A 14,263-nucleotide genomic window follows, 5' to 3' on the forward strand; every position below is an offset into this window, starting at 1 on the left:
ATAACCAGCGTTGAACAAACAAATATATATATGGCTATCTTTTTTAACACAATACCGCCTTTAATTTTTGATATGCCACAAAAAATGCCAACCAAAAAATGGCTCGCCGCTTTGGTTGCGCACCATAGCCCATTACAAAAAATTGGAAATTTAAACTACCAATTTTGTACAGATGAGTATTTGCTTGCTCTAAACAAAAAATACCTGAAACACAAAACCCTTACCGATATTATTACTTTTGATTTGCACGAAAAAGAAGATCAAATTTCGGGCGATTTGTTTATTAGCCTCGAACGTGTGCGCGATAATGCGCTAACCTATCATGTACCCGAAATGGAGGAACTGCGCCGCGTAATGGCACATGGTTTATTACATTTACTTGGTTATGGCGACAAAACTAAAATCGAGGAGTTTCAAATGCGCCATTTAGAAGAAGAAGCCTTGCAAATATGGCGTGACCGGCAAAAAACATAAACAAAAAATTCAATTCTTGTACCTTGTTAATCCGGATGAGGTGGCTATAGTCCATATACCTATCATTTGATTATTTAAAAGCACTATATTTGCTGTCTGCCTATTTATGTTATTACGATCTGTTGTTTACCAGTTTATGAGTCGTTTACTTGTTTTGTGGATGCTGGTTTTTGGCCTGCCTATATTTTTTGTAGGGGCATGTGCTGATACCAATACCGACCTGCTTGCCGAAAAATATATTGAAACGTATAAAGAGTTAGCCATAACCGAAATGGCACGAGCCCGTATTCCAGCCAGTATAAAACTTGCACAAGGATTAATAGAGTCGGGTTTTGGCACCAGTGAGTTGGCTAAAAAAGCCAATAATCATTTTGGTATCAAATGCCACTCCGGATGGAACGGCCCTGCCTACTACCAAACCGATGATGCCCCAAACGAGTGTTTTAGAAAATACGGAAACCCCTCTCAATCGTACGCAGATCATTCCGATTTTTTGCGCACCCGCGAACGCTATCAAAGCCTGTTTGCCCTTGATATTACCGATTATATTGGGTGGGCTAAGGGCTTAAAAGCAGCAGGTTATGCTACAAGTGCTACCTATGCCGAGCAACTGATTAATATAATTGAAGTGCACCGCCTATATCGTTTTGATATTGCTACCGATGCCGAGCAGGCAAATAATAACGGCAATAGCAAAAAAGGGAAAACCAAAACTAAACCTTCAAAAACTAACACAAATGGCAGCAAATTTCCCGACCCGTTTACCTATAATGGGTTAACTACGGTAATACTTCCTTTTGATGCAACCCAACAAGAAGTTGCTACTGCTTATCGTTTTCCGGTTAATTTATTAGCGCGTTACAATTACTTTGACAATCGCACTATACCTGCCGGAACAAAAATTTATTTCGAATCCAAACGCAATAAAGCCAAACGCGGGCTAAAATACCACCTTGTGAAATCGAGCGATGAAACCTTATTCGACATTTCGCAACAATATGGCGTAAAAGTTAATAAATTAGCGCAGCGAAACGGTATAACAACTGCTACGCCGCTAACTGCAGGCGAGCAAATTTACCTGCGGAAATGTCGCCCTAAAGGAAATGAAATAACCGACACCAAGCAAACACCTGGCAAAAAAACAAAAGTAAAGGCTAAAACAAAAATAAAAACTATTTAAGTTTATAAATTAACTCATTGTAGGTAGTATCTTTGTGGCCAAATATTTTGCAGTATTATGACACCTAACACATCTGCTACAACCGAGCCCCACCCCCTGCCAAATTTTGAAGACACAAAAATTGCCTTTGCACACAAAACCACAAATCAATTATCGTGGGCACTGCGCATGTTTAAACTTCTCAACCAAAATTGGTTAGTAAATGTAGGTAGTTATCTTGCGCAATGGGCAATAAACCTTAAACTGCCTATTGGTTGGGCCATAAAAAAAACTATTTATCCTTTGTTTTGCGGTGGCGAATCACTGCCCGAGATAATGCCATCCATGCAATTGTTAAGTCAGGCAAAAGTACACGTATTGCTTGATTACGGTGCAGAAGGCAAAGATACCGAAACCGATTTTGAAAAAACGCTACAACAAATAGTCGCTTCCTTAGATTTTGCGACACAACATACAACGGCGGTGCATGGGGTTAGCGCCAAGGTTACCGGATTTATACGTTTTGCACTGCTCGAAAAAATTGCCGCCAACACAGCACTAACTCCGGATGAAGATGCCGAGTTGCAACGCGCCAAAAATCGTTTAGAGGTTATATGCAGCAAAGCCGCCGCTTGTAATATTCCTATCTTCTTCGATGCGGAAGAGTCTTGGATTCAAGATCCGTTAGACGACATGGTAAATGCTATGATGCAGCAATACAATAAAACCGAGGCTGTTGTATTTAATACCATCCAATTATATCGGCACGACAGGTTGGCCTATTTAAAACAATGCCACCAGCACAGCTTAGCAAATGGCTACTTATTTGCAGTTAAATTAGTGCGCGGTGCTTATATGGAAAAAGAACGTTTACGGGCTGCACAACAGAACTACCCATCGCCTATTCAGCCCGACAAAGCCGCCACCGACAACGATTATGATGCTGCCTTAGCCTACTGCATTGAAAACATAAAAAGTATTGCCGTTTGTAATGCCTCGCATAACGAGCAAAGCAGTTTGCATCTTTGTCAGTTGTTAAATGAAAATAAAATACAGCCTCAGCATAACCACGTATGGTTTTCGCAACTATACGGTATGGGCGATAATATTTCGTTTAATTTAGCCAAATCCGGATACAATGTGGCTAAATATTTACCCTACGGTAAAGTAACCGAGGTAATTCCCTACTTAATACGCCGTGCCCGCGAAAACACCTCGGTAGCGGGGCAAATGGGCCGCGAATTACATTTTATTTCGAAAGAAATACACCGTAGAAAATCAGAAAAAGTATAGTTTAGATGGTCAATTGCTATTAGTTGAATTATAAATAAAAAGCCACCTATAACAAAACACTGTTTTGTTTTAGGTGGCTAATAAAATTATAATTAGGCTAATTTTTGGAATGAAAAATTAATCCCATTTTTCATCATCCGGGATATTGCTGTTGCTGCGATGTTTTTTGTCGTCCTCATCGTCATCGTCGTCATCATCGTCGTCATCCTCATCGTGGTTGCTTTGTGCGTTGGCGGCATACTCATCATTATCGTCGTCGTCGTCATCATCATCATCTCCCTCTTCATATTTGTCTTCTTTATCATCATCATCGTGGTCGTCATGTTCGTTTTGCTCACGGCGGTTGTTGTAGTATTCTTCTTCTTGGCGGTCAAACTCCTCAAAATCGTATTCGGGCATTAATTCAGTGCGTAGGTGATCAATAGTTTCTTGCAGGGTATTTAAAAATTTCAAAAAATCTTCTTTGTACACGTGTAATTTATGGCGTTCGTAGCCCATGCCATCAAAGCGTTTTTTGCTTTCGGTTACGGTAAGGTAATAATCGCCAACGCGGGTGCTATGAATATCAAAAAAATAAGTACGGCGGTTGCCGGCTCGCACCCTGCGCGACCAAACGTTGGTTTCTTTAGGGGACTCGCGGCGTTGGTAATCGCTATTTTCGTCACGGTAATTAGGTCGGTAGTCGTTGTTGCTGCGTTCACGTTCACGGTAGTTAGGTCGGTAGTCGCTGTTGCTGCGTTCGCGGTAGTTAGATCGATTCTCACTGTTGCGTTCACGGTTTTGGTAATAGTCGCTGCCACGTTCACGGTTTTGGTAGCCTTCGCCCCGCTCGCGGTAATTAGGGCGTTCGCTGTAATCTTTGTTTCGGTTGCTGTCGCGGTTAAAGTCTCTTTGGCGGTAATCGCGGTTGTTGTCTCTGTTGTTATCGCCGCGGTTGTTGTCACGGTCGCGGTAATCGCGGTAATTGTTGTCGCGGTAATTTTTGTTAAATCGGTTTCCCTTGTCCACGCTAATAATGTTTAAATAATAAATGAATAAAGTAAAAAATGCGCATACAAATTAAAGCAAAGTAAAACCTCGCAAAAAAGTGTTATTAAAAAATAAAAAATCTAAAAAATCTAAATCTAAAATAAAAACAGAAGAATAATACAATGACAATAAATAATCTTAATTACAATTCAGTTAAATTTTTGTTGACCAGTAGGCACAAAATCCGGATGATGCGCTAAGAAAAAAAATTAAGATTATAAAAAAAAAAGACTACTAAAAAGGCACATTAATAGCATTCAACCACGTAAAGTCGAGCAAAGTTATACACAATTTATTTAGGTAGTGCTTTTTTCTCAAGTTTTTTTCTTGTCTTCTTGCTGTTTTTGATAAATATTGAAGTAATGCCCTTTTTTATCGAGTAGGGTTTGGTGGGTGCCTTGTTCTATAATTTGCCCATCATGAAGCACCAAAATTTGGTCAAAATTCATTAACGAAAAAATCCGGTGGGTAATAACAATGGCTGTTTTTGGTTTGAGGTAGGTGTTTAAGTAAGTTAATATTTGTTCTTCTGTGTTGGCATCAACTGCCGAAAGGCAATCGTCTAATACAATTATTTCCGGATTTTTTATCAACGCCCTTGCCAAAGCTATGCGCTGCTTTTGCCCCCCCGACAAGGTAACGCCGCGCTCGCCAACAATAGTTTGCATACCATTGGGTAGTTGTAAAATGTCGTTTAAAACGGCTGCATTTTGGGCTGCATTTCTAATGTTTTCTTCGCTGGCGTTTTCCATCCCAAAGGCTATATTGTTAGACACTGTGTCTGAAAATAAAAATACTTCTTGAGGCGCGTAACCTATTTGTTGGCGCAATTGGGTTAGGTTTAGTTGTGCTATAGGTAGGTCATCAAAGCTAATTTCTCCGGAGCTTACATCGTATTTGCGCACTAAAAGTTCGGCAATAGTGCTTTTTCCGCAACCAGTGCGGCCTACAATAGCCATTTTTTGTCCAGGCTGCAAACTAAATGACACCTGTTTAAGTGCTGTAATGCCTGTCTCCGGATAGGTAAAACTAATATTATCAAATGTTAATTTTCCTTTTAAATTTATATTGTTGTTGTTGGGCGAGGTAATTTCGGGCTTGGTTTGTAAAAACTCGTTGATGCGTTTTTGACTGGCGGCTGCCTGTTGTACCATCGAAGCCACCCAACCCACCGAAGTTATAGGCCAGGTGAGCATATTCACATAAATTACAAATTCGGCTACATTTCCGGCGGTAATTTTTCCGGCAATTACCATGTTTCCGCCTATATAAATGGTGAGTAACGAGCTAAATCCTATTAAAAATAACATTAGCGGAAAAAAAAATGCCTGTACCCGTGCTAACCGCAATGTCCGTTGTTTATACTGGTCGCTTTGGTTGGCAAATTCGTTGTTAGTTGGTTGTTCCTGATTATAGGCTTTTATAACCCTAATGCCCGAGAACGACTCTTGTGCAATATTAGTTAATACCGACATTTGCCGCTGGATGGCCTCGCTGCGCCGGTTAATTATGCGGTTAATATAGTAAATACTGCCCGACAGGAATGGAAGCGGTAACAACACATATAAAGTTAATTCGGGGCTAACTGACCACATACTGGTAACCAACACCAGCATTAATGCTATTACATCTAAGGCGTACATGATGGCAGGGCCTAAGCATTGCCGCACATTCGATACGTCTTGGGTGCTGCGCGCCATCATGTCGCCGGTGCGGTTTTTTTTGTAAAATGCAGTACTTAGCTGCTGATAATGGGCATAAATGTCGTTGCGAAGGTCGTTTTCAATTATGCGCGAGGTTACAATAATAGTTTGCCGCATTAAAAACATAAATGCGCCTTTTATTAAAGCGATGACAAATATAATAAGACCAAAAAATAAAATAGCTTGGGCAAACTGGCTGTAAAACTTACTTTGCAGGCTAAACCCCGATAATTGTTTGTAGTACGTTATATTGTCGCCTACCAAATCAAAGGCATGGCGCACAATACGGGCAGGTAATGCTTCAAAAAGTTTTGAGCAAACTACAAACACCATACCTAATAACATACGCCATTTGTAACGTATAAAATATCGATTGAGGTAGGCAAGGTGTTTCATCGTTTGGCCTCTTTTAAGTAAAGTAAATTAGGGGGGCAAAGATACAACCCTATTAATTAAAACAAAAAAGGCATTAGCTTAACCAATGCCTTTTTTGTTTAATCAAACACTTCGAACAAGAACAAAACAATTTATATCAATACTTATTCAAAATAGCCTCAAGTATCATACAAAATACTATGTGTTATGGGTTAAATATAAGAGTGTTCGGTTTTTTTTGTTTGAAGAACAACTAAACTAATGTATAACGATACGTTGGGCAGTAGTTTTCCCTTCGTTATTTAGCACCACTAAATAAAATCCGGATGGTAAGGCAGAAAGGTCGGCATTATATTGATGCTCGCCCGGCGCTAAAATTTTGTTGTCAAGCAATATACTTACGGGCTGCCCTTGTAAATTATAAACCGCTAAATGGCTGTTGACCATGCTGTTAGTTCCAATATTAGCTGTCAGGTTTTTGGTAAGCGGATTAAAATTTGCCGAAAACATGGTAACGGCATTATGGGCGGGGTTTAGGTCAATACCATCAATAAGTTCGGTTAAAGTAGCTTTGGTGGTATAAACTAAGTCGCCCGAGTTTGCCCCGTTATTATTAGCGGCTATACCAGCAGCATAAAAAGTAATATCGCCAGTACCTACAGTTTCAGGGGCTACCCAATCAAAAGAATAGCTATTAGTAGTTTTTGCAGGGTTGTGGAAAGCGTATTGTTTGCCCGATCCAGCTTTGGCTACGCCAACTTTTTCGGCGCTGTTGGCAACAAAAGTACCCACGCTTTTATTACTTTTATCGAAGGCAAGAATTTCAAAACCAAATTTAGCTTTGGTGGCATCTGTAACGGTAACCGTTAATTTGCTGGTTTTTGTGGCCGAATAATTGGTAGCTCCATTAAAGCTGATTTCAATTTTACCCGATCCTGTATTGGGTGCACCGCCATGGCAATCATTGCAAGCTTTTGTTTCACTTGGGGCACCGGTTTTGCCCAATGGTGGTTTGGCCGAGTTGGTAAAAGCGCTGTTAAATGTAAGTGCCTCTGTAATTAAAAAGGCAAGAAGTGTTAGGACTGTAATTTTTTTAAGCATTATGGTTTTTGTAAATTAAAGCGAAAATTTTTATAAGAAGGGTAAACAGATAATAAATAAAATTGTTTGCGAAATTACCAGAAAAATAAAACAAAATACTACTGCGATACGCTATTATAATGATTTTTGTCAGAAATTAGACTTGAAAATTGCCCCAACTCGCATAAAGCTGCCCTAAAATTATTTCCGGATAGCTAAAAAACAGGAAAATCCGGAAGGAATGATTGATTATAGTTTGCAAACAAAAGTAAGCCGCTTTTTTTCACACTTGACAATATATATTTTGCCGTAACTTTGTAACATGGATAACAAATTACCAGTAACTACAACCGCATCTTCTTTAGGTGTTGACCACGACTTGGGTAATACCTGCTCGAAAAATGCTTATGCGTGGGCAAAAAAAACATTTGCCAACCGCCATAACTTAGCCGGCGAACCCGTACTTAAAACCGATGGCGGCTTTGCCAACCTTTTGCAGTTTAACGGCCAAAAAATAGGTATCACCAGCGATGGGATAGGCACAAAAGTTGAGTTGGCCGAGCGCACCGGTATTTACCACACCTTGGGCTTCGATTTGGTAGCTATGGTAGCCGATGATTTAGCCGCAGCAGGTTTGGTTCCTACCAATTTATCAAATATTTTAGATGTTGACCGCTTAAACTATAATATAGTAGATGCCCTAATGCAAGGCCTGCACGATGCCGCCAATTTTTGCCAAATTGCAGTAACCGGCGGCGAAATTGCCGAACTTGGCAACCGTATTGGCGGCTGGGGCAACAATATGCACTTTAATTGGTGTAGCACTGCTATTGGAATTTTACATCCGGCATTGTTGGCACCCTTAGATGGTAGCGAAATAACCTCGGGGCAAGCTGTGATAACCTTGTATAGCCCCGGCTTCCGAAGTAATGGGTTTTCGGCAGCGCGGCGCATTTTGGCACAAAATTACGGCTCGGACGATTGGCACCAAGCCCAATTTTTACCCGAACAAAAAACCTGGGGCGAGGTACTGCTTACGCCTTGTACTATTTATACGCCCTTAGTAACCCAACTGTTAAACGATGGCGTAGCTTTAAGCGGAGTAGCACATATTACCGGCGGCGGCATAGCCGAAAACTTAGCACGGCTGCTGCGCCTAAATCAGTTGGGCGCAACCCTGCCAACCCTTTTTAATCCGCACCAAGCCATGCAACAATTAGTGCAATGGTCAAAAATGCCCCCTGCCGAAGCTTACCGTACCTGGAACATGGCGAACGGCCTTTTGCTGATTAGCCCCACCAACCAGGTTAACAGCATTTTGCAACAAGCACAAAACATGGGCTACAAAGCACAATTGGCAGGCGAAGTTTTACCCAACACGACCCAAATAACGATGGCAACGCCTTATGGCCAACTAACACACGACTATGCAAAAGTGATTGGGAAATAAAGAAAAACAATCAAATAACCAAGAAATGGGTGAGTTTGTTTCTTGGTTTTTAGGTGTAACAGAATTGAGTTTTTTTCTTAGATTTGTAATTGTTTTGTCATAAAATTATTTTTTTTAAAAAATTATCCGGATAGAAATGGGCGAAAATCCTTTGCAGGTGGGCATTCTACACGCTTTAACAATTCTTTAACCTCTGAAGATTTTATCCGGACGTAATTTAAGGCACGAGTTTTGCACTTCATTTAGTCAAGCAATACAAATTTTATCCTATCGAGAAAAAACGGTACAAAGCAATAATACGTTTATAAAGTATTTAATATTATATTGTTGTGTTTATTTATAACGCAATTATTGCCTACACTAATTTACTTATCCGTTATTTAAAAAGCCTACTTACCATGATACATCCTTTAGAGCGTTTAAATGCTTTATGGGCATTCAGTTTTTTTGCCCTTTTATTAACAGGTGCTTTGGGCCTACAAGCGCAAACCTGTTCGTTTACCATTAATGGGTCGGGGCCGCCATTTTACCTTTGTGCCAGCGATTTGCCGGCAACCCTCGAAGGAAGCCCCAGCGGCGGCAGCTTTTCGGGGTCGGCAGTTATTGGCAATATTTTTAATCCGGTGGCTATACCGGGCGAGTTTATGATTACCTATTTAGCACCCGGCGCAGCCTGCGTTGTTACCGAAACCATTCAGGTTGATGTTCCCTCGAAAAAAGCCATGCCCAACCCTATTGCCGATTTTTATTGTAAGAACGACAATACTTCGTATCCTTTATCCGGAAACTTAGGCGCCGATGGCTATTTTACCCTCGACAATATTAAAGCTTCAAACATTACGCCCTCGCTACTTAGCCCCGGCCCTCACACCTTGCAATATGCGTATATTGACCCAAACAACGGCTGCGTTGATGTTTATACTAATATTATTAACGTAATGACCCCACCCGACATGACGGTTAAAGGGTTGTTGCCCGTTTTTTGTTTAGATAATCCCGTAACATCTTTATCGTGTGTGGGCACCTTAGCGGGGCCTGGTATTACCGGAGGTTATGCTTTTGACCCCGCTAAAGCCGGATTGGGCAAACATATTATTACCCATACATTTGCCGATTTAGCTAATATTTGTAAAGCTACCGAAACATTTACCGTTGAAGTGGTTGCCCCGTTAAACTTAGATTTTGCTTTGACAACTGACAACTGTTTTGCTGAAACCGACACCATCGCTTATACCGGACAAGCCCTTGACGCAACGGCAGCTTATAACTGGTCGGTCGAGGGGGGCAAATTATACAAAACCTTAACAATATGGTAGTTGTAAAATGGCAGGGTATGGGCAATAAACAAGTAACACTTACACTAAACAATGTAGTTTGTGAAGGGGCTTCGTTAAGCAAAAATATTTCAAAATCAGAACTTGCCGTTGGCTTACCCGAAAACATACTGTTAAAAGGCGGGCAAACATACACCTTTGAGCCGGCAATAAATAACCCCGATGGCCTTAATCTTAGCTACTTGTGGTCGCCAAGTTTGGGTTTATCGTGTAGTACCTGCCCCCAACCCATAGCGGCACCCGGCATAACTACTAACTATCAACTCACCATTACCGATGCTAATAACTGCACCATTACAAGAAACACCACTATTACAATTGTTGATGGCCAGCCTATTTTTGTGCCAAATATTTTTACCCCAAACGACGATGGCCTAAACGATATATTATATGTACGAGGCAGCAGTATTGAGGCGCTAACCTTTGCCATTTTTGACCGCATGGGCGAAAAAGTATTTGAAACAAGCGACCAAACTACCGGATGGGACGGTACCTGGCGCAATAAAAAACTGAACGGCGTATATGTTTGGGTGGCACAAGTTACCTTGCTGGGCGGTAAACCCGAAATTTATAAAGGCACCATAACCGTTGTCAGATAAAAAAAAACGTTTTTATTTAAGGTAAAACTACTATTTGCAAAAGAAACAACTAAGCAACAAATTAATAGCTAATATCCGGATAAAAACCCCTTGCAAAACACAATGATTAATAATAGGTGTAATTCGAAAATCAAACTCATCGCTTCTTCTCTCAAAGCTCATCAATAATAATAATATTTTACATTTAAGCAAAATGCGTTACTATTATATTTTACAATTCGTTTTCTTGTTGGGTTTAGCTAACGCCTTACAAGCGCAAGATACCCATTTTTCGCAAAACTTTGCCAACCCAATATTTTTAAACCCAGGCATTACTGGCATTATTAACGGCGATACCCGTGTAGTAGGCATTTACCGCAGTCAGTGGGGCAGTTTAGTACCCGAAAACCCATTTAAAACCTATTTGGTATCGGCTGATATGGCTTTTGCCGGCGCCGGCAGGCGCGACAGGTTTGGCCTGGGCTTAATGGCCTACAAAGATGGCGGTGGGGCTGTAAATTTTGCTACGCATTATATTGATGCTTCGTTCTCGTACATTTTGGCTTTAAATGACAATAGTTACTTAGGCGCAGGTTTTGCCGGAGGTATGACGCAGCGCGGTTTTGATATTAACAACGCACAATTTGACGACCAATATATTGACGGCTCGGTTAGCACCAACCCCTCGGCTGATGTAGGCAATTTGGCTACAAGTTTATGGCGTGCCAATCTTGGTGCCGGCTTGTTATATTACACCTCGCCATCAGCACGCAGCAATTTTTTTACAGGAATAGCAATGCACCATATTACTTCGCCAAATAGCAGTTTTACCGAACTAAATATTAACGACGAAGACAAAGTACATCAAAAAATATCAGCACAAATTGGCGGTAATTTACCCATTGGCAACCACCTCGACCTTGCCCCCAGTGCTTGGTTTGTTAAACAAGGCCCGCATCAAAAAATAGATATCGGTACATTTTTTAGATATATTTTTGATAGTGACACAAAATATGGCCTCGAGCGCTCGGTAAGCATTGGCCCTTGGGTGCGCTTAGGCAATCATATATCCGGATTTGGTATGAATGACTTAGTAATTGCAGGCAAAATTACTTACGATAATTTAGGTGTTGGTCTTAGTTACGATATTAATTTAGCCAACGAATTAAAAATAGCCAACGGTGGGCGTGGTGGCTTCGAAATATCGTTAAGCTATACTGGTTTGCTGCGCCCTTCGCACCGCGACTCGTACAGTTGCCCAAATTTTTAACACTATATTTATTACTTACAAATACGGTGTATAGACACATTTGCGAATTAAAACGGATACCCAAAGCCCAAATTTAGGGTTAGGTTGTTGCGCCGCCATTTACTTGATAGTGGATTAGTATTTTTAAATACCCAACGTCCTTGTTCGGGTTGGCGTGGGTCAAGTATGGGTACGCCCAAGTCTAAGCGCAATACAAAATAACTCAAATCCAAACGCAAGCCAAATCCGGTTCCTACGGCTATTTCTTTGTAAAATCGCTTGAAATCAAAAACGCCACTTTTGGTTAAATCGTCGGTGTAATATAGCTGCCAGATATTGCCGGCATCGGCAAAAATTGCCCCATCAAAATACGAAAACAAGTGAAAACGGTACTCAATATTAGCTTCCATTTTGAGGTTGCCGTATCGTTCAAAATCTTGTACTTTAAACAGCGAAATATCAACTGTATCGCTGCCAAAATTGGTGCCGTCGTAATATAAGCCCAAACTTCCGGGGCCAATACTGCGCAGTTTAAAACTTCTTATATCTGAGGTGCCGCCCGCACTAAACGATTTAATGTAAGGCAGCCATGCGTTGCAGTCGGGTGTATTGCAATAGGGTATTCCAAGTCCGGCATAAGCGCGCAAGGCTATAGCTCGTTTACCTCCGGTAAAAATATAGCGGCGTATATCGGCTTCTAATTTAACGTATCGCGAGTAGTCGGTTCCTAAAATTTTAATGCCATCCTTGGCAGTTCCCATTGTTTTAAGTAAACTTTCAAGGGCAAAAATACTATTTCCCGAGAGGTCAATATTTCCTTTAAAGAAGGTAAAGTTTTTAACGCGGCTGAGGTCTTGGTTATTATATAAATAGCTGTAACTGCCACCGATTAGCAAGTTCTGGTCAAGAGTTAAAATGGCTAAATAGGTGTTTCGGGCTAAAAGTTCTAAAAAGGCATCGGTAAAATTGCGGTAGTTGATAAAACTAATGCTAATTGGGCTAATAATATGACGTTTGCGTTCGTTTTCTCTGAAGTCGTAACTGTACGAAAAATTATAGGCATTTAGGGTGTAGTAGGCTAACCTGCGCTGGTAATTATAACCGGCCTGAATTTGTGTTTTTGGCCGGAAATAAGGTGAACTGCGCTTGCTTTTAATAAATAATAATTTAGGAAAACTAAGGGTAAATGGGGTATTTATTTCGAGGGTGTTTAGCAGTTGAAGGGTATCTTTGGCCAAATTAAACTCAACAGCTACATAGGGCGAAAAACTAAACTGTTCGGCAGCTTTAAATGTATTTGGATTGCGGTATGAGCCTGTTAACGACAAACCTAACGACCTCGATGCTACCGTAGCTGAGTTGCTTTGCAAGTTATGAGCGCCGAACTCGGTAGTCAGCGCATGTTTTTTTACCGGAGTTAATAAAATAGAGCAGTCGAGGGTTGCCGAGTCGGTTGCCGATGGCTCGTAGCGCACATTTACAAACTGGTAAGTCCCCAAATCAAGTAAATGTCTTATAGTATATTCGTGGCGGCGTTGCGAGTATATACTTTTAGGTTTGACCAAAATAATATCGTTTAGCAGCGACGGTTTAACCGATGATTTGCCGTTTTCGCTGAGGTAAATAAAACTGCCAATGGTATCAGTTTGATATTTTTGGGCGTGCGAACCTGTGTAGTAAGGATATACTTTTACCTTGCCAATTTTGTATTGTATATGTTTGTTGTGGGGTTTTGCCGGATGTTTAAGTTCTAAGTATAAATTGACTTTGTGGTTAAAACTGCTGTCTAATTTAAAATGCAAGTACTGACGCCCAAAGTCAAAAAATCCGTTGTTGCGCATCACCGCATTTAGTCGGTCAATTTCTTTTTGTAACAAGGTGCCATCAAATTGCTGCCCTGTTTTTAAATAGGTGCCGCTTTTTGCATTTTTAAGAAGTTTGACGGCTAACGAAACAGAATCTTCCGGATAAAAGATTTCGTCAACTGAATACGGTTTAGGCAAATTAATATGGTAGGTAACAACTGTTTTCCGTTTCAATTTAATAAAGAAAAGCCTGCGGGCTGGTTGGGTGGTGAAGTGCACTTTTGCTCCAAAATACCCTTTGTTAAATAAATAGTTTTGCATGTTTTTAGCACTCAGGCCAATAGCTACGCTATCTACAAGGGCGGGGGGCTGACCAATATTCTTTTTAATCCATCCTAACGGGCCTTTGTTAAATGGGTAAAACCGATTATATACACTAAGCCTAAATTTAGCGAGGTTTAGAGCCTTGTCGTTGGGTTTTGGGTTGGCCAACAGGTACAAATTGTTATCGAAGTCGGTTTTGTTTTTTATTTTTTCTGAAGCCTTTACATCAAACTTATTTTTTTTAAGCAGCGTTTGCCCTTTGGGTACATGTCGCGCCGACCCACATCCGGATGCCAATACTAAATACAAAGTAAGGGTTAATCCGGTTAAAAAATACCAAAACGGGGTTGTTCTTTTAATTAGGTTGCGCATTATGCAGTTTTCAGGCGGCTAATCTTATTAATTAAGTA

At 40.7% G+C, this 14,263-nt stretch carries 11 protein-coding genes; 7 read left to right on the top strand and 4 right to left on the bottom strand.

The annotated features are described in order from the left end of the window. Positions 1–30 precede the first annotated feature (30 nt). The 3 genes from ybeY to IPI59_06815 all read left to right on the top strand — a co-directional run bounded on the left by ybeY (position 31) and on the right by IPI59_06815 (position 2,926). The gene (gene ybeY / locus IPI59_06805) at positions 31–474 is read left to right on the top strand and encodes an rRNA maturation RNase YbeY (protein ID MBK7527249.1); all 444 of its coding nucleotides are present in this window, start codon (positions 31–33) and stop codon (positions 472–474) included. 136 nt (positions 475–610) lie between these two features. Further along, on the top strand, positions 611–1,654 hold the full coding sequence (locus IPI59_06810; protein ID MBK7527250.1) for a glucosaminidase domain-containing protein: 1,044 nt from the start codon (positions 611–613) through the stop codon (positions 1,652–1,654). Between the two features lie 57 nt (positions 1,655–1,711). Next, positions 1,712–2,926: a proline dehydrogenase family protein gene (locus IPI59_06815; GenBank protein MBK7527251.1), complete on the top strand. Its 1,215-nt coding sequence runs from the start codon at positions 1,712–1,714 to the stop codon at positions 2,924–2,926. Between the two features lie 117 nt (positions 2,927–3,043). Here IPI59_06815 and IPI59_06820 read toward each other — a convergent pair whose 3' ends face one another. From IPI59_06820 to IPI59_06830, 3 genes are all read right to left on the bottom strand, one after another. Beyond that, a complete protein-coding gene (locus IPI59_06820) occupies positions 3,044–3,934 on the bottom strand; it encodes a DUF3276 family protein (protein MBK7527252.1) in 891 nt (296 codons plus the stop codon). Between the two features lie 335 nt (positions 3,935–4,269). Further along, on the bottom strand, positions 4,270–6,054 hold the full coding sequence (locus IPI59_06825; protein ID MBK7527253.1) for an ABC transporter ATP-binding protein: 1,785 nt from the start codon (positions 6,052–6,054) through the stop codon (positions 4,270–4,272). A 237-nt stretch (positions 6,055–6,291) separates the two neighbouring features. Next, positions 6,292–7,134, bottom strand: a complete 843-nt coding sequence (locus IPI59_06830; protein ID MBK7527254.1) for a T9SS type A sorting domain-containing protein — start codon at positions 7,132–7,134, stop codon at positions 6,292–6,294. A 301-nt stretch (positions 7,135–7,435) separates the two neighbouring features. On the opposite strand from IPI59_06830, the gene IPI59_06835 reads away from it, so the two are divergent. From IPI59_06835 to IPI59_06850, 4 genes are all read left to right on the top strand, one after another. Next, positions 7,436–8,563: a phosphoribosylformylglycinamidine cyclo-ligase gene (locus IPI59_06835; protein MBK7527255.1), complete on the top strand. Its 1,128-nt coding sequence runs from the start codon at positions 7,436–7,438 to the stop codon at positions 8,561–8,563. Positions 8,564–8,961: 398 nt separating this feature from the next. Beyond that, the gene (locus IPI59_06840) at positions 8,962–9,879 is read left to right on the top strand and encodes a hypothetical protein (GenBank protein ID MBK7527256.1); all 918 of its coding nucleotides are present in this window, start codon (positions 8,962–8,964) and stop codon (positions 9,877–9,879) included. Then, on the top strand, positions 9,873–10,496 hold the full coding sequence (locus IPI59_06845; GenBank protein ID MBK7527257.1) for a gliding motility-associated C-terminal domain-containing protein: 624 nt from the start codon (positions 9,873–9,875) through the stop codon (positions 10,494–10,496). Before IPI59_06840 ends, IPI59_06845 begins: the two co-directional genes overlap by 7 nt. 193 nt (positions 10,497–10,689) lie before the next feature. After that, positions 10,690–11,745, top strand: a complete 1,056-nt coding sequence (locus tag IPI59_06850) for a PorP/SprF family type IX secretion system membrane protein (GenBank protein ID MBK7527258.1) — start codon at positions 10,690–10,692, stop codon at positions 11,743–11,745. 47 nt (positions 11,746–11,792) lie between these two features. Here IPI59_06850 and IPI59_06855 read toward each other — a convergent pair whose 3' ends face one another. Then, a complete protein-coding gene (locus IPI59_06855) occupies positions 11,793–14,225 on the bottom strand; it encodes a BamA/TamA family outer membrane protein (GenBank protein MBK7527259.1) in 2,433 nt (810 codons plus the stop codon). Between the last annotated feature and the right edge of the window lie 38 nt (positions 14,226–14,263).

This window comes from Sphingobacteriales bacterium, assembly GCA_016706405.1.
Classification (GTDB): Bacteria; Bacteroidota; Bacteroidia; order Chitinophagales; family UBA2359; genus BJ6.